The 15,802-nt window shown below is 63.6% G+C and carries 13 protein-coding genes; 9 read left to right on the top strand and 4 right to left on the bottom strand.

The window, feature by feature from the left end:
- The first annotated feature begins 95 nt into the window (after positions 1-95).
- The 3 genes from AC3EMP_RS28630 to AC3EMP_RS28640 are packed head-to-tail and all read left to right on the top strand — an operon-like array spanning position 96 to position 3,837.
- A complete protein-coding gene (locus AC3EMP_RS28630) occupies positions 96-1,712 on the top strand; it encodes a GMC family oxidoreductase (protein WP_352712035.1) in 1,617 nt (538 codons plus the stop codon).
- Positions 1,709-2,923 (top strand): mandelate racemase/muconate lactonizing enzyme family protein, encoded by a 1,215-nt coding sequence (locus AC3EMP_RS28635; RefSeq protein ID WP_352712033.1) that lies wholly within the window; start codon positions 1,709-1,711, stop codon positions 2,921-2,923. The genes AC3EMP_RS28630 and AC3EMP_RS28635 overlap by 4 nt, the downstream gene beginning before the upstream one ends.
- The gene (locus AC3EMP_RS28640) at positions 2,920-3,837 is read left to right on the top strand and encodes an NAD(P)-dependent oxidoreductase (protein WP_023683741.1); all 918 of its coding nucleotides are present in this window, start codon (positions 2,920-2,922) and stop codon (positions 3,835-3,837) included. The genes AC3EMP_RS28635 and AC3EMP_RS28640 overlap by 4 nt, the downstream gene beginning before the upstream one ends.
- A gap of 92 nt (positions 3,838-3,929) precedes the next feature.
- Here AC3EMP_RS28640 and AC3EMP_RS28645 read toward each other — a convergent pair whose 3' ends face one another.
- On the bottom strand, positions 3,930-4,868 hold the full coding sequence (locus AC3EMP_RS28645) for a diacylglycerol/lipid kinase family protein (RefSeq protein WP_023689702.1): 939 nt from the start codon (positions 4,866-4,868) through the stop codon (positions 3,930-3,932).
- Positions 4,869-5,527: 659 nt separating this feature from the next.
- Between AC3EMP_RS28645 and AC3EMP_RS28650 the strand changes: the two genes are divergently transcribed.
- Positions 5,528-5,764, top strand: coding sequence for a hypothetical protein (locus tag AC3EMP_RS28650; protein ID WP_023683739.1), 237 nt, complete (start codon positions 5,528-5,530; stop codon positions 5,762-5,764).
- Positions 5,765-5,882: 118 nt separating this feature from the next.
- Here the strand turns inward: AC3EMP_RS28650 and AC3EMP_RS28655 are convergent, their stop codons facing one another.
- Entirely contained in the window at positions 5,883-6,515 is a 633-nt protein-coding gene (locus AC3EMP_RS28655) for a hypothetical protein (protein WP_023733334.1), read from the bottom strand.
- Between the two features lie 284 nt (positions 6,516-6,799).
- Between AC3EMP_RS28655 and AC3EMP_RS28660 the strand changes: the two genes are divergently transcribed.
- From AC3EMP_RS28660 to AC3EMP_RS28670, 3 genes are all read left to right on the top strand, one after another.
- Positions 6,800-7,315 carry a hypothetical protein gene (locus tag AC3EMP_RS28660; RefSeq protein WP_023695777.1) on the top strand — a complete coding sequence of 172 codons (516 nt, stop codon included), beginning with the start codon at positions 6,800-6,802 and terminating at the stop codon, positions 7,313-7,315.
- Between the two features lie 100 nt (positions 7,316-7,415).
- A complete protein-coding gene (locus tag AC3EMP_RS28665) occupies positions 7,416-7,910 on the top strand; it encodes a YegJ family protein (RefSeq protein ID WP_023683736.1) in 495 nt (164 codons plus the stop codon).
- A gap of 11 nt (positions 7,911-7,921) precedes the next feature.
- Positions 7,922-8,923, top strand: a complete 1,002-nt coding sequence (locus AC3EMP_RS28670; RefSeq protein ID WP_023691556.1) for a serine hydrolase domain-containing protein — start codon at positions 7,922-7,924, stop codon at positions 8,921-8,923.
- A 28-nt stretch (positions 8,924-8,951) separates the two neighbouring features.
- On the opposite strand, the gene AC3EMP_RS28675 is transcribed toward AC3EMP_RS28670, so the two are convergent.
- A complete protein-coding gene (locus AC3EMP_RS28675) occupies positions 8,952-9,929 on the bottom strand; it encodes a DUF3137 domain-containing protein (protein WP_023751230.1) in 978 nt (325 codons plus the stop codon).
- Between the two features lie 46 nt (positions 9,930-9,975).
- The gene (locus AC3EMP_RS28680; protein WP_023751231.1) at positions 9,976-11,022 is read right to left on the bottom strand and encodes a CapA family protein; all 1,047 of its coding nucleotides are present in this window, start codon (positions 11,020-11,022) and stop codon (positions 9,976-9,978) included.
- Positions 11,023-11,168: 146 nt separating this feature from the next.
- Between AC3EMP_RS28680 and AC3EMP_RS28685 the strand changes: the two genes are divergently transcribed.
- Both AC3EMP_RS28685 and uvrB read left to right on the top strand, forming a co-directional pair.
- Complete coding sequence (locus AC3EMP_RS28685) at positions 11,169-12,434, top strand: hypothetical protein (RefSeq protein ID WP_352712030.1); 1,266 nt, start codon at positions 11,169-11,171, stop codon at positions 12,432-12,434.
- Between the two features lie 119 nt (positions 12,435-12,553).
- A complete protein-coding gene (uvrB, locus tag AC3EMP_RS28690; protein ID WP_352712028.1) occupies positions 12,554-15,724 on the top strand; it encodes an excinuclease ABC subunit UvrB in 3,171 nt (1,056 codons plus the stop codon).
- The last annotated feature ends 78 nt before the right edge of the window (positions 15,725-15,802 follow it).

A 15,802-nucleotide genomic window follows, 5' to 3' on the forward strand; every position in this document is an offset into this window, starting at 1 on the left:
CGCTTTTTTCACAAGCCATGCCGGAAGCCGCAGGGGCGCGGCCAAGCCGTCGCGGATAGGCTGCGCTCAGTTTTGCGGAGCCGCCAACACCAATCATGCAGACTTATGACTTCATCATCGTCGGCTCCGGCTCAGCCGGCTCGGTTCTCGCCGACAGGCTGTCGGCTTCCGGCCGTTACTCCGTGCTGGTGCTGGAAGCCGGCGGCAGCGACCGCCGCTTCTATGTCCAGATGCCGCTTGGCTACGGCAAGACTTTCTTCGACCCCGCGGTCAACTGGAACTACAAGCCCGAGCCGGACCCCGGCCTTGCCGGCAATGTCGACCATTGGCCGCGCGGCAAGCTGCTTGGCGGCTCCAGCTCGATCAACGCCATGGTCTGGATCCGTGGCGCGCGCGAGGACTTTGACGACTGGCGCGATGCCGGAAATCCCGGTTGGGGCTATGACGATCTGTTGCCGGGCTTCAAGGCGCTTGAGGACAATGAGGCCGGCGCCGACAGATGGCGCGGCACCGGCGGGCCGCTGCATATCACCGACACGACGAACGCCGTCCATCCGCTGACCAGGCGCTACCTCGCAGCCGGCCAGCAGGCTGGGCTGCCGCTCAACCCTGACTTCAACGGCGCCGCCCAGGAAGGCGTCGGCGTCTACCAGATCTCGACCAGGAATGGCCGCCGCATGTCGGCCGCGCGCGCCTTCCTGCGCCCGGCGATGAAGCGCGCGAATGTGCGCGTCGAAGCCAATGCGCTGGCGAGCAGAATCCTGTTCGAGGGCAAGCGAGCTGTCGGCATCGAATATCTGCAGAACGGCGAGACCAAGACGGCGCGGGCCGGCCGCGAAGTCATCCTGTCCGCCGGCTCGATCAACTCGCCGCAGCTCTTGCAACTGTCCGGCGTCGGCCCCTCGTCACTGCTCAAGGGGCTTGGCATCCCGGTCGTCCACGCCAACGAAAATGTCGGCGCGCATCTGCAGGACCATGTCGGCATCAACTATGCCTTCAAGGGAAACGTGCCGACGCTCAACCAAATCCTGCGGCCCTGGTGGGGCAAGCTGCTGGTCGGCATGCAGTATATCCTGACCCGTTCCGGCCCGCTGTCGCTGTCGATGAACCATGGCGGCGGTTTCTTCCGCACCGACCCGGCGTTTTCGCGCCCCAACATGCAGCTTTATTTCCAGGCTTTCTCGACCGTCATCCCGAAGAGCGGCGAGCGCCCGATCCTGACGCCAGATCCGTGGCCGGGCTTTTCCATCGGCCTCTCCAACTGCCGCCCGTCCAGCCGCGGCGAGATCATGATCCGCTCCAGCAATCCGCGTGATTATCCCAGGATCTTCGCCAACGCCTATTCCACCAACGCCGATGTCGACGAGATGCTGGCGGCGGTGAAGTTCGTGCGCAAGATAGCCTCGATGCCCGCCATGGCCGAGATCATCACTGAGGAGGTTTTGCCGGGCCCATCGATCCAGTCGGATGCTGACCTGATCCAGGATTTCAGGAAGCGCTCAGGCACCGTCTATCACCCGGTCTCGACCTGCCGCATGGGGCCGGACGCCGGGGCCGCCGTCGTCGACCCGCGCCTGAAAGTGCACGGGCTCGAAGGTCTGCGCGTCATAGACGCCTCGATATTTCCCGCCAACATCACCGGCAACACCAACGCCGCCTCGGTCATGACCGGATGGAAGGGCGCCGAACTGGTTCTGGAGGACCAAAAATGAAGATCACCGACGTCAAGACCTGGGTAGTCGGCAATCCGCCGCCGGGCATCGGCGGCAAGTATTTCATCTTCGTCAAGCTGACCACCGATGGCGGCGTCGTCGGTTACGGCGAGGCCTACAACGCCACCTTCTCGGCTCACATAACAGCGAAGCTGGTCGAGGACATGGCCGAGCGTTACCTGATCGGCCACGATCCGCATGACATCGAGACCTTCTTCCGCCGCGCCTATTCCTCAGGATTTACCCAGCGCCCCGACGTTACCGGCATGGGCTGTTTCTCGGCGCTGGAAATGGCCTGCTGGGACATTGTCGGCAAGGAAGCCGACAAGCCGGTCTACAAACTGCTCGGCGGCCAGGTGCACGAGACGCTGCGCTCCTACACCTATCTCTATCCGCACACCGGCAGCGTCCATTCGGAGGACGCGCCGGACGGCCGGAACGTCTACAATGACCCCGAATTGGCGGCCGCCTGCGCGCTCGAATATGTCGAGCAGGGGTTCAACGCCGTCAAGCTCGACCCGGCAGGCCCCTACACCGCCTTCGACGGCCACCAGCCGCGCCTGATCGACATCGATGTCTCCACCCGCATGGTCAAGGCGATCCGCGAAGCCGTCGGCACCCGCGCCGATATTCTGTTCGGCACGCATGGCCAGTTCACCGCGTCGGGTGCGCTGCGCATGGCACGCGCCATCGAGCCCTACGATCCCTTGTGGTTCGAAGAGCCGGTGCCGCCGGACATGCCCGAAGTGATGGCTCAGGTGGCGCGAGGCACGTCGATCCCGATCGCCACCGGCGAGCGGTTGACGACCAAGTTCGAATTCGCCCGAATCATCGAGAACCGCGCCGCCACCATCCTGCAACCGGACCTTGGCCGTTCCGGCGGCATTCTCGAAACCAAGAAGATCGCCGCCATGGCCGAGGCATACCACATCCAAATCGCGCCGCACTGCTATTGTGGGCCGATCGTTGGCGCCGCCAACATCCAGCTGGCGGTGACGCTGCCCAATTTCCTCATCCTGGAATCGCTGAAGCAGTGGGACGGCTTCCACGCGACACTGCTCAAGAAGAAGATCGAATGGCAGGACGGCAATGTCATTCCATCGAAGGAGCCGGGCCTCGGCGTCGAGCTGGACGAAGCGGTCTGCGAGGCGCATCCCTACACCGGCAAGGACCTGCATTTGCAGATGATGCAAACGCCGCTGATGCCGTGAGCGAACGCTACGCCTTCATCGGCCTTGGCCATCTCGGCGGCAACCTTGCCGCCAGCCTGTTGCGCAACGGTTTTGTCGTCATCGTCTTCGACCGCGACCCCGCCGCCGTCGAGCGCCTCGTGGCGCTCGGCGCCACGGCCGCGACCAGCCCGGCCGAAGCGGCGGCACAGGCCGGCAATGCCATTACTTGCCTGCCCTCGCCCAAGGTCAGCGAAGCGGTGCTGGCGAATGCCGGCGGCCTGCTCGAGGGTCTGCCCAGGGGCGGCTCCTGGATCGAGATGTCGACCAACGGCCGCGACGAGATCCTGCGCCTCGCCGCCCTCGCCGCGGCCAAAGGCATCGAGACGCTGGAGTGCCCGGTCACCGGCGGCGTGCATCTGGCCGCGGTCGGAAAGATCACCGCGCTTGTCGGCGGCGATGCTGCGCTTTACGAGCGCCATCGTCCGGCCATCGAAGCGATGTGCGCAAAGTCGTTCCTGATGGGTCCGGTCGGCTCCGCGGCGGTGATCAAGGTGATCACCAACATGCTGGCCTTCATCCATCTCGTCGCCGCCGGCGAGGCGCTGATGTTGGCCAAGCAAGGCGGCCTCGACCTCGCGCAATCCTACCACGCCATCGTCGCCTCCTCCGGCAACAGCTTCGTCCATGAGACCGAAAGCCAGCTCATCCTCAACGGCTCCTACGACATTGGCTTCACCATGGACCTGGCACTGAAGGACCTCGGCTTTGCGCTTGCGATGGGCAGGGAGTTCAGACTGCCACTCCAACTGGCGCCGCTTGTGAGTGAGATTTTCCTGATGGGCAAACAGGAATATGGCGGCGGCGCCTGGTCGACCCAGATCGTCAAACTGCTCGAGGATGCCGTCGACATGGATCTGCGCGCGCCCGGTTTCCCAGCCAAGCTGGAAAGCTAAGCCGGGTAAATATGTCCTGCGATTTCAGGCTCTTGGCCGGTTCGCCGGAATCGCCGCTCAAACCACCTGAATCAATCCCTCAACGCCTTGATTCAATATCTCAGCGTCAGCGCTCCGGGCAGGATCTCAAACGTCGCGGGTATACGCCCCGGCGACTCGCCATCTATGTCGACCAGCGCGCCGTTCTTCTCGACATCGCCGATAGGTTCGACCACCACTTTCCGGCCACGCAATATGGTGATGGCCGGATGGTTGCGGTGCCGGCCGCCATAGAGCAGCCGAATATCCCAGATCAGCTTCAGCTTGCCAGCCGCGCGCAGGATGACGATGTCGAACTGGCCGTCGGCGAGTTCGGCGTCCGGGGCGATCATCATGCCGCCGCCGAAGAACTTTCCGTTGGCGACCGCCACCAGCGCCATGCGCGCCTCGACCGGGGTGCCATCGTCGACGGTGATCCGGACATCCTGGAAGCGGTAGCGGATGAACTCGACCACGGTGCGCCAGAAAAACAGCGCCTTGGCCGACATCCTGCCCTTGCGCTTGTCGGCATTGACCGCACGGTCCGTGGCGCCGGACAGGCCGAGGCTGGCGATATTGATGAAGTGCCGGCTGGCCAGCGCGCCATGGTCGTCGATGTAGCAGATGCGCCCGGCATCGACCTTGCGCGCCTTGGCTTCGGCGATCCGCTTCAGCACCGCATCCACCTCTTTCGGCAGCCCGAGCCCGCGCGCGAAATCGATGCCGGTGCCGCAAGGCAGCAAGCCAAGTTCGGTTGTCCGGCCGCTCTCATCGAATGCCTGCAGCAATCCGTCGGCCACCTCGCTGGCGGTGCCGTCGCCGCCGGCCGCGATCACCAGCTCGAAGCCGCTTGCCGCGAGGTCGAGCGCCAGCCTTTCGGCGTCGCCCTCGGCCTGCGTCTCGCGCAGCTCGAATTCGCCGAAATGCTTTTTCAGCGACGCAGCCACCTCCGGCCAATGCCGTTTCAGCCGGCCGCCGCCGGCAATCGGATTGAGCACCACCCCGACTTTCAATGCGTACCCTCCCCGCACCGAGCCGATAGGCTCGATGCTTTGCCGGCATTGAAGCCCGCGCCAGCCGGCGGAGCAAGGGGCACAGCCGATCAGGCGCCAAAAAGCGGGCGGGCTGTCTAATGCAGCTGGAGTCGAAATTCCGAGCTTTGTGGCAAACGATCCCCGATAATCCCGTTATCCACAGGCTCACGCCCATTCCCCAAAACCCTTACCCGGCGTAAGTTTAGCCCATCTCAGGCGGCTACCGATCGCCACGCCGAAAGGCAAAGCGAAAAGGCGGATTTCCTGAGGCCCGTACGGCCCGAAGCGAGAGCAGGCTTGCCTGTTCGAGGGACGGATGCCGAGACCTACGGGGCCGCGGAAAGCGTGCGAACGCCAACGGCGGACCGATGCTGCCATGAAGGACGGCGAAAACCTTCGATGGCGCGCCGAACGAAGCTCGCAAGGGTGGAGAACGGCGTGGTCTGGAACGGGCACTGCCCTCGGGCGGTGACTGGCAGGACCGTCAAAATCAAGGCCGGCATGGCGCGACGACTTTGCGGAAGTTGCTGCCGCGACCGTGTCCTGATCTGACAGGGAGGCGCTGGGAGAAATCCCGGCGCCGACTGTCTTTGGGCCAAGGGTCCGGTCGGCGAAGCGACGCGTAAGAAGCCGATACTTTGCTGGAACGCGATTTCGGCGCTGACGGCACCATCTTCATCACCAGGCGCGGTCAGCAATTCACCGACATGATCCCGCGCCTGATCGACAGAGGCGTGTCCTTCGTCGAGATCGGTGGCAACGACGCGATCATGCTCACCGTGCTTTCGGCGGCAGACTTCGCTCCGCCCGAAGGCGCCCGGGCGCTGTTCAGCCAACCGTTCCGATCGATCCGGCCACCCGTCGCACCGGGCTGATCGTCGCCGTGCGCAAGCTGCACATCGTGCTGCCGGCGCTGTTCGAAGCAGGCGCGAGGCTGGAGCGCGTCTACAACTGAAGCCGCGCCCTGCACCGCGGCCTGCCCGGCGGGCCAAGCTACTTCTTCGGGCCGATGCCCGGGATCAAATTGAGGCCAGCGTTTATATATTCCGGCCGTATGGCGCCGCTGATGAGCGTGAAGGTGGCGAGCATGATGCTGGCCAGCGCACCGTCATGCCATGGCCTGAGGGCCAGCGCGTTTACGGCATAGGCCCAGAATGGGAAGGCGAGCATCGACATGACGATGTTGGCTCCCGGAGCCTCCGCATTGTCGGCTGAATCGCTGACCGATTTCAGATACACCGGCGTCATCGCCAGCGCGACGATCAACATGATCCATGAAATGGTCCAGACGCTGATACCGGCCATTTCAATCTTATAGATGGCTGCCTGCACCTTACCCGGAATGTCCCCCGGATTGCCTTTGGTCTCTTCCGCCACCGCATCGGTCAACGCCTTGGCAACCGGCTGCTCAGTGGCATTGACCAGGATGGAGTTGACGAAGATGAAAAATGCCACGACTTCGGCAGGCACGTACTTCGCCACCCGGTCGAGATAGCCATCGCCGCCTTTCGATCCTTGATCTTCTTGCTTGTCATCGTCGACGCCGAGCGGAGCATCGCCTGGAATACCCTCGAGCGTTGATTCCCTTTTCGGCACAGGCTCGGCGGACCGGACAATTCTTCCCATGACAAACCCCTCCTATATTGTTGTATCGCCCCGTGAGTATCGTAGTAGAAAACCGGGCCAAGAAACAGTTGTCGCGGCCATAGCCGACAAGATTTATTCAGGCTTCTTACTGCAAATGCATCACGCCCCCGCCCTATTGCTACCGGGTGTCTCGAAATCCACCTGTAGTGAGCGGTACCCAAAAACGCATCCCCCGGCTCATCGCGTGATCGCGGCCAAAATCCCGCCTTGTTCGCGCGCGATGGAAGGACTGGCTGCCGGGGGGCAATCCGAAGGACAAGACCGTGCTCAAGACCGCCCTTGTCGCCATGACCATTGTCGGCTGCGACTGCGACGCCAAGCTTTGCGAATATATCGGCGAGACGCCGGCGAAGTGGGCGACCATCGCCGACTGCGAAGCGGCGATGAAAAGCCAGATGCTGCACCAGAAGAACTTCGACTATCCGCTGGTCTCCGGCATATGCCGCAGCAAGGGGTCGGCGTCTTCTTCGCAACTGGCGGCGGCCGCATCCCGCCCGGAACTGAAGCCGGCCAGCCGGAATGTCCAAACCCCGTTGCCGCCGGAACTGAGCCATCGGTCGAGCGTTTCCGTCGGCTCCCCGACGACGGCCATGGAGGCAGCAGCGGCACGGCCGGTCGCCTACGAGCAAGTGGTCGATGGCGGAACAGGCGTGCTCTACCGCACCAGGAACGGCTACGCCGTGGTGAAGACAGATCTCGGCCGCGTCGCGTCGGCAACGGTCGGCATGGCCAAGCGGTCCGCGAACTGGCTGGCAGGCCTGGTGCCGAGCGGGTTGTGAGCGGCCTGCCGGTCGGACCGTACCACGCTGTCGCACTGCCGTGGAAAACTCCAGATAGATGCATGATGGTGTCAGCATCGACACGCAGGAGCGCCATTTCATGAAGCATGCAGTTCGAACCATGCTGTCCCTGGTGCTGGCGTTGGCGCCGATTCCGGCCGGTGCGCAGGATTCCGGCCAGGGCGGCGACAAGGTTGTAGGCGTCGCCAGGGACGATCCGGACATGGCGGCGGCCATTGCGCAGGCGCGCGCCAGCCTCGATGAATTCCTGTCCTTGTCGGATGCGCCGCCAGCCGGGACAACCAGCTACAAATTGAAAGTCGAGGTCAGGGACGGAGACGCCTCGGAGCATTTCTGGATCATCCCCTTCCACAAGACCGCGACCGGCTTTGCAGGAACATTGGCCAATGAGCCGCAAGCGGTGCACAATGTCGTGGCCGGCCAGGAACTCGAATTTAACCGGGACGATATTTCCGACTGGGGCTACACCAGAAACGGTCGCCAGGTCGGCAGCTTCACCGTCTGCGTGATGTTCAAGACGATGGCGCAAGAAGACGTCGAATATTATCGCCAGAACTACGGCTTCGACTGCTGAGGCGCGGCGACATGAAAGGGGCTGAATATCCCGGCGAAAAATGGAACGTCGTATCGGCGGCCGATGCCGGATGGAACGTCGATCTCCTCGCCGAGGCGAAAGCAGCGGCACGGCAATTTGGTTCGATAGCGTCTGTGGCCATCCATCGCGGATCTGTCGTCGCATCCAGCGGTTCGGCCTCGAAAAAAGTCGTCATCCGCTCGGTCCGCAAAAGCCTGCTGAGCGCTCTAATCGGCATCGAGGTCAAGCGCGGACGCATTCGTCTGGACAACACGCTGGGCGAGCTCGGCATCGATGATGTCGCGCCGTCGTTGAGCGAAGCCGAAAAGCAGGCAACAGTCGGCGATCTCATCAAGGCTCGGTCCGGGATTTACCACCCGGCGCTCGCCGAATCCGAACAGATGAAAGCCGACCGGCCCGTCCGCGGCAGCCACCCCAGGGACAGCCACTGGTATTACAACAATTGGGACTTCAACGCCCTTGGCACCATCTATGAGAGGGCAACCGGCCGCTCCGTTTTTGACGGCTTCCATGCCGACATCGCCGTCCCGCTCGGCATGCAGGATTTTCACCCTGACGACGGCGCGTATTTGCGCGGCCCCGAATCGGAGCACCCCGCCTATCATTTTCGCATGACCGCGCGCGATCTTGCCCGATTCGGCCTTCTGTACCTGCGCAAAGGCAGCTGGCGCGGCACGGAGATCGTGCCGCGGGCGTGGATCGAAGACAGCACAAAGGCTTATTCGATCACTCCAGACGGAAGCGGCTATGGTTACATGTGGTGGACGACCGGCCGTGATGGCGAAGCCCAGTCCGAAGCCACCGTTCTTCGCAATGCGGATTTGCCCAGGGTTCGCTATTTCGCCCATGGCGGTTTCGGTCAGATGATCGGCGTCTTGCCGGCAGCCGAACTGGTAGTCGTCAATCTCGCGGTCAGCCGCTCCAGATCCGCCGAGGAGCAGCGCAGGCTCGGCGATATTGTCCGCCTTGTCGCGAGAGCCGCACCCGGATGAATGGCGGCTTGTTGCAATCGGGAACTGCCTAGCTTGCGGCCGCCTCGCCATCCGTCGCGCCGATCTTGCGCACCAGCGCCGCGGTCGCCAGGATCGCGCCCATATCGGCGATCATCGGGGCGATGTGCTTGGTGTAATCGAGTGGCACGGAAATGGCGGGCAGTTCGAAGAAATTCTTCGGCTGCGGCAAGAGCAGGAAACCATCGCTGCCTTTAAGTGCCACCCGCGCCGGATCATCGCGCCATGTCTCGTGCAGCCATTTCAGCGCCTGCGCCAACCGGCCGCTCACCAGCGGCTGCGCGGCGGCGACATTGTCGGTGCGAAATTCGTAGTCGCCGTCGAGCAGCGGATCGCCGCTGGACAGTTCCTGCATCTTGCCGGCGAAGATGCCGCGGAAGAAACCGACCACCGCGTTGCTGCGGCGCGTCGCGACCAATATGCCGGGGAACGGCGCGATCGTCTCGAACGCAACGATGACGCCCTTGAAGACCGTCGACGAGCCTTTGCCCGACCCTTGGCGCAACTCCGCCTCGTAGAGCTCGAACGGAAAATCCTCGTAGCGGCCTGATACGATGTCGTCGAAGCTCTGCCGGTTGAAGGCGCCGACCACGGCGCGCGGCAGCCGGTCGAAGGAATTCGGCGTCACGCTGTGCTGATAGCGCACATCCCTGATGAAGCCGAAGATGATCGGCAGCAGCGTGTCACGGAACGATTGCTGCAGCCGCGTCGCCGGCCTGATCGCCAGGAAGTACAGCAGCAGCGCCGCGAAGAAACCGCCGGCATAGAGGAACACATGCGGCGTCGAGAACCATTGCTCGTTCAAGTCGGCGACCTTGTTGAACAGCCAGGCCACCAGCACGACAAAAACCAGCAGCAGCCCCAGAAACACCGGCACCCGCCAGCGCACCTGGCGGCAGGCCGAAGCCCGTCCAGCCTCATAGATCTCGATATTCTTCCTGATGCCGGCGACCACCGCTTCATCAGGCATGAACTCAGCTGCTTCCATCGCCCCCTCGCAAATTCCTATTATACCTATGATAACGGGAAAGTTGTCAGTCGCCAAAGATCGCCTTCAGCCTGGCCTGGACCTTGCCCTTCACCCGGCCAGTCAGCGCCTCGACCGGAACCAGCCGCTCATGCCCGCCTGCGCGCAGCCGCATGAAGGGATGCATCCGGTACCCGGCGATCGCACCGCGCATGCCGAGATCGGCGCTGACATCGACGACGAAAATGCCGGCGATGCGGCCGGGCCAGGGCTGCCGCGCCAGCGCCGTGCCGAGGAAGTCGCCAAGCCCGTAAGCCACGAGCGTCTTGCCGACCCATTGCACCGGCTGCACGACATGGGCGTGGTGCCCGGCAATCAGCCCGACGCCGTGACCGGCCAGCAACCTCGCCAGCGTTTGCGTTTGCGGCTGCGGAAAATGCCGGAACTCCCAGTCCCAGTGCGGCACCGCACAGGTGAGATCGATGTTCTTGTCGGCCGCGCCTCTCGGCCATGCCGCCGGATCGCCTTGCATCGAGACAAGCTCGGTGAATGGCCCGGCGTCACCATTGCGCCACAGTGTGAAGGCGGCAAAGCCGATCGTCAGCGGCCCGGCCTTGACCTGCTCGACCGGTCCTTTTTTCGCGGTGCCGATGGTGCGGATTCCAAGCCGCTTCAACGCCGCAACGGTCTCGTCGAAACCGGCGACGCCCTGGTCGAGCACATGGTTGTTGGCCAGCGACAGCACGAGCTTTTCACGCGCGATGCCTACGGCGGCAAGCGCCGCGGCAAGAAACCGCTCGCTCATCGCATGGTGCGTGCCAAGCCGCGTGCCAAACGCCACGCTCGGCCGCTCGACGACCGGACTTTCGCAATTGCCGATCACCAGATCGGCTGAGCCCAAGAGCTTTGCGATTTCCGGATCGCACTCCGGCGCACTACGGTTGGCCACCGCCGAAATATCGCCGACAAAGGCCAGCCGCACCTTCCGCCCCGGCGGCGGATCGATGATCGTCGTCGCCGCCCTCGGTGCAAAATCCCTGACATCGCCGCCGAGAGACGGTTTCAGGAAGCGCGGCAGCCATGACAGTTTGTAGGAAAGCGGATAATTCGACACGCGACGCCCAATCGTTTGCCCAATCGGTTAGCTTGTGTAGACGGTCTGCTCGGGAAGTGTCGACCGTCAGTCCTTGAAACACTGCCGCCGGCAGACACGGCGCCAAATGCGTGTAATGTCTGCGCATCGCATAGTGGAGGGATGAGATGACACGTTTTGCAGGCCTGCTGGCGTCCGCCTTCCTCCTGTTGCTGCCGCTATCTTCGGCCCGCGCCGCCGCGCCCGAAGCGGCAACCGCTTTGTTCGAGGCCAAAACGGTGACCGAGCGCAACCGTGCGCTCACAACGCTTGAGTCTGCAGCGAAAGGCGATCCGGCGTCAGCCTATGCCGCCGGCGCCGGCGAATTCTTCACCGCGCTGGAAATCCTCGCCGGCGGTCTGCACCGCCACGGGTTCGAAAGCCCGCAATCCTTCATGCTGCCGCTGATGCGGCTGCCAATTCCGGACAATCCCGATCCCGAACCGCTGACCTATGAGCAGTTCCGCGCCATTCTGGTCGCCTTCCGCGACCGGCTGGAGACATCCGCGGCCACTCTGGGCTCGGTACCCGCCGATGCCGATATCGGCATGGTCGTCGACCTCACCCATGCTGGCATCGATCTCAACGAAGACGGTGCCATCGCGCCGGATGAAAGCATGGCCGCGATCATGGCCTCGCTGTCGCGCGGCGGCATCTCGTCGGACGCCGCCGCTCCCTCGCTCACATTCCGCTTCGACCGGGCCGACGGTTTCTGGCTGCAGGGCTATGCCGAATTCCTGATGGCGCAGGCCGATTTCTGGCTGGCGCATGATTTCAGGACCATGTTCGACGGCTCGTTCCACATGCTGTTCCCGCGCGCCAAACTGCCGCTGCAGGACGTTCTGGTGCCTCCCGCCGGCGACATGGGCAGCAGCATCTTCTCATCGGAATGGCGCATTGCCGATTTCATCTCCATGGTTCACCTCGTCAATTGGCCGGTGGTCGAGCCCGAGCGACGTCAAGCGGCGCGCCGCCATCTGCTCGAAATGATCCGGCTGTCGCGCCAGGACTGGAAGGCGATCCGCGCCGAGACCGACAATGACCGCGAATGGCTGCCGGGACCGCAGCAGAAGGGCGAGAACCCGCTCACCGGGCTCGAAGTCGGCGAGGAGCAGGTCGAGGCCTGGCTCGCCACTCTGACCATGGCCGAAGACCTTTTGGAAGGCCGCAAGCTGCTGCCGCATTTCCGCATCACGGCCAGCACCGGCCAGGGCATCAACATGAAGCGTTTCTTCGAAGAACCGAAGCCTTTCGACCTCGTGCTGTCGATTACCGGCCCGGCCATCGCGCCCTACCTCGAGAGCGGTGAGATCGTGACCAGCGGCGAGTTCGACCAGATCCAGCGCCAGTTCGGCGGCGGTGGGTTCTTGACCTTCGCGCTATGGTTTAACTGAGGAGAAGCGGTTCGGCGCGCCAGCGCTCCTGACACCCTTGTGTCAGGAGCTTCGGCTCCCTCCAGGCCCCGTGCCACTGCACTCTTTCCATTTTGCCGGACTCTGCCCATATTCAGGGCATGGCCAAACTCTCTGATAAAAAGACGCCCTCGACGGTGGGTGACAACAGCGCTTCGCCGCCCAAGCGACGCAGCCCGCTGACCGATTTCCTCGATGCTTCGGAGCCTCTGCACAAGGGTGGCTTCGCAGAGGCGCCGCAGGCCGACTTCACCGGCACGCCGCTGAGCGGCTCGATAGCGGATTGGGCCGAGCAGATAGAGCAGGAGGCCGAGAAGGAAGGGCGTAGTTCCGGCGGCGCCAAGCCGCCGAAGGTGGCGAAGAAGATTCCGGAACGCTCAACCTCCCCCGGCCGCAGTTCGCGCGGCACCTCGATGGGCGGCGCGGCCACGGCCCGCGAGCGCACCGCCGCCGGCCTCAACCCGGTCGCCGGTCTCGACATCTCGCTGGAAGACGCCGAGACGATGGCCTCGGGCAGCGTCACCGCGACGGTCGCGGCGCTGTCGGCGCTGATCGAATCCGGCAACCCGCTGCACAAGGACGGCGTGCTGTGGACGCCGCACCGCCCTGCCCGCCCGGAAAAATCCGAAGGCGGCATCGCCATTAAGATGGTGTCGGATTTCGAGCCGGCCGGCGACCAGCCGACCGCCATCAAGGATCTTGTCGAGGGCGTCGACAACAATGATCGCACTCAGGTGCTGCTCGGCGTCACCGGCTCCGGCAAAACCTTCACCATGGCCAAGGTGATCGAGCAGACGCAGCGCCCTGCTTTGATCCTGGCGCCCAACAAAACGCTGGCCGCGCAGCTCTATTCCGAGTTCAAGAAATTCTTCCCCGACAATGCGGTCGAGTATTTCGTCTCCTACTACGACTACTACCAGCCGGAAGCCTACGTTCCGCGCACCGACACCTTCATCGAGAAGGAATCCTCGATCAACGAGCAGATCGACCGGATGCGCCATTCGGCCACGCGTTCGCTGCTCGAGCGCGACGACGTCATCATCGTCGCCTCGGTGTCCTGCATCTACGGTATCGGCTCGGTCGAGACCTACACGGCGATGACCTTCCAGATGCAGATCGGCGACCGGCTCGACCAGCGGGCTCTGCTCGCGGATCTCGTCGCCCAGCAGTACAAGCGCCAGGACATCAATTTCGTGCGCGGCTCGTTCCGCGTGCGCGGCGACACGATCGAAATCTTCCCGGCTCACCTTGAAGACCGCGCCTGGCGCATCTCGATGTTCGGCGACGAGATCGAGGCGATCACCGAATTCGATCCGCTCACAGGCCAGAAGACCGGCGAGCTGAAGAGCGTCAAGATCTACGCCAATTCGCACTATGTGACGCCGCGTCCGACCCTGAACCAGGCGATCAAGTCGATCAAGGAGGAGCTCAAGCACCGGCTGGTCGAGCTCGAGCGCGCCGGCCGCCTGCTGGAGGCACAGCGGCTCGAACAGCGCTGCCGCTTCGATCTGGAGATGCTGGAAGCCACCGGCTCCTGCGCCGGCATCGAGAACTATTCGCGCTATCTCACGGGACGCCAGCCGGGCGATCCGCCGCCGACCCTGTTCGAATATATCCCTGACGATGCGCTGGTCTTCATCGACGAAAGCCACGTCACCGTGCCGCAGATCGGCGGCATGTATCGTGGCGACTTTCGGCGCAAGGCGACACTGGCGGAGTATGGTTTTCGCCTGCCCTCCTGCATGGACAATCGCCCGTTGCGCTTCGAGGAATGGGACGCCATGCGTCCGCTCTCGGTCGCGGTTTCTGCGACACCCGGCGCCTGGGAGATGGAACAGGCCGGCGGCGTGTTCGCCGAGCAGGTCATCCGCCCGACCGGCCTGATCGATCCGCCGGTCGAAGTCCGCCCGGCGAAAAGCCAGGTCGACGATGTCGTCGGCGAAATCCGCGACACCACGGCCGCCGGCTACCGCACGCTGGTCACCGTTTTGACCAAGCGCATGGCCGAAGACCTGACCGAATATTTGCATGAGCAAGGCGTGCGCGTTCGCTACATGCACTCCGACATCGACACGCTGGAGCGCATCGAGATTCTGCGCGATCTCCGCCTCGGCGCTTTCGACGTGCTGGTCGGCATCAACCTGCTGCGCGAAGGCCTCGACATTCCCGAATGCGGTTTCGTCGCCATCCTCGACGCCGACAAGGAGGGCTTCCTGCGCTCCGAGACGTCGCTGATCCAGACCATCGGTCGCGCCGCCCGCAACGTCGACGGCAAGGTCATCCTCTATGCCGACCAGGTCACCGGCTCGATGGAGCGGGCGATGGCCGAGACCAACCGCCGCCGCGAAAAGCAGATGGAATGGAACGCGGCCAACGGCATCACCCCGGAATCGGTGAAGTCGCGCATCTCCGACATTCTGGACTCGGTCTACGAGAAGGACCATGTCCGCGCCGATATCTCGCAGTTCACCGACGGCGCCGGTGCGATGATGGGCAACAATCTCAAGGCTCATCTCGACGCCATGGAAAAGCAGATGCGCGACGCCGCCGCCAATCTCGACTTCGAGAAGGCCGCCCGCATCCGTGACGAGATCAAGCGGCTGCGCGAGATGGAACTGTCCATCTCGGAAGACCCGCTGGCCAAATATGCCGACATGGAAAGCCCGGTTTCGGGCCGCGAGAAGGGCAAGCACAACAAGGGCGTGGCCAAGCACCGTACGGCTGAGGAACAGGAGCGGTTCCGCAAGTTCGATGAGGCACGTGCCGCCGAAGAGGCGGCCAGGGCTGCCCGGTCCAACCTCTTCCGCAAGCCGGCGCTCGACGAAATGGGCGCCGACGGCGCCGTGCCGGTAAAGAAGCCACTGTTCGCCAAGCCCTCGATCGACGACATGGGCCCAGGCACCGACATGCCGACACCGGCCGGAGCGGTATCGCGCTCGCTGTTCAAGAAACAGTCGGCCGAAGAGGCGCACGGCTCCGACTTCGGCATTCCGGGCGATGCCACCAAGCCGCTGTTCAAGAAAAACTCGCTGGACGAGATGACCGTGCGGCGGACCGAAAAGCCGGTCGAAGGAAAATTGCCGGCCAAGCCAAACCCAATCTCCCCCCAAGTGGGGGAGATGTCCGGCAGGACAGAGGGGGGCGCGAAGGATCGCGACGATTCCCCCAAGCCAATCATTCGCCAGCGTGCTGGCATCGGCTCCTACGAGGACCCAGGCGATGCGCGTCGTGATAAGCGGCGGCCGGGGAAGACGGGACGGCCAGGAAAGTAAGCGCCCTTTCCCTTCTCCCCTTGTGGGAGAAGGTGGATCGGCGCGCAGCGCCGAGACGGTTGAGGGGTGTTCCAGCGG

The organism is Mesorhizobium sp. P160219, from assembly GCF_057786095.1.

Bases quoted from the DNA above. Each gene is read 5' to 3' on its own strand.
- AC3EMP_RS28630 (WP_352712035.1), top strand. From the start codon at position 96: ATGCAGACTTATGACTTCATCATCGTCGGCTCCGGCTCAGCCGGCTCG.
- AC3EMP_RS28635 (WP_352712033.1), top strand. From the start codon at position 1,709: ATGAAGATCACCGACGTCAAGACCTGGGTAGTCGGCAATCCGCCGCCG.
- AC3EMP_RS28655 (WP_023733334.1), bottom strand. From the start codon at position 6,515: ATGGGAAGAATTGTCCGGTCCGCCGAGCCTGTGCCGAAAAGGGAATCA.
- AC3EMP_RS28665 (WP_023683736.1), top strand. From the start codon at position 7,416: ATGAAGCATGCAGTTCGAACCATGCTGTCCCTGGTGCTGGCGTTGGCG.
- AC3EMP_RS28670 (WP_023691556.1), top strand. From the start codon at position 7,922: ATGAAAGGGGCTGAATATCCCGGCGAAAAATGGAACGTCGTATCGGCG.
- AC3EMP_RS28675 (WP_023751230.1), bottom strand. From the start codon at position 9,929: ATGGAAGCAGCTGAGTTCATGCCTGATGAAGCGGTGGTCGCCGGCATC.
- AC3EMP_RS28685 (WP_352712030.1), top strand. From the start codon at position 11,169: ATGACACGTTTTGCAGGCCTGCTGGCGTCCGCCTTCCTCCTGTTGCTG.
- uvrB (WP_352712028.1), top strand. From the start codon at position 12,554: ATGGCCAAACTCTCTGATAAAAAGACGCCCTCGACGGTGGGTGACAAC.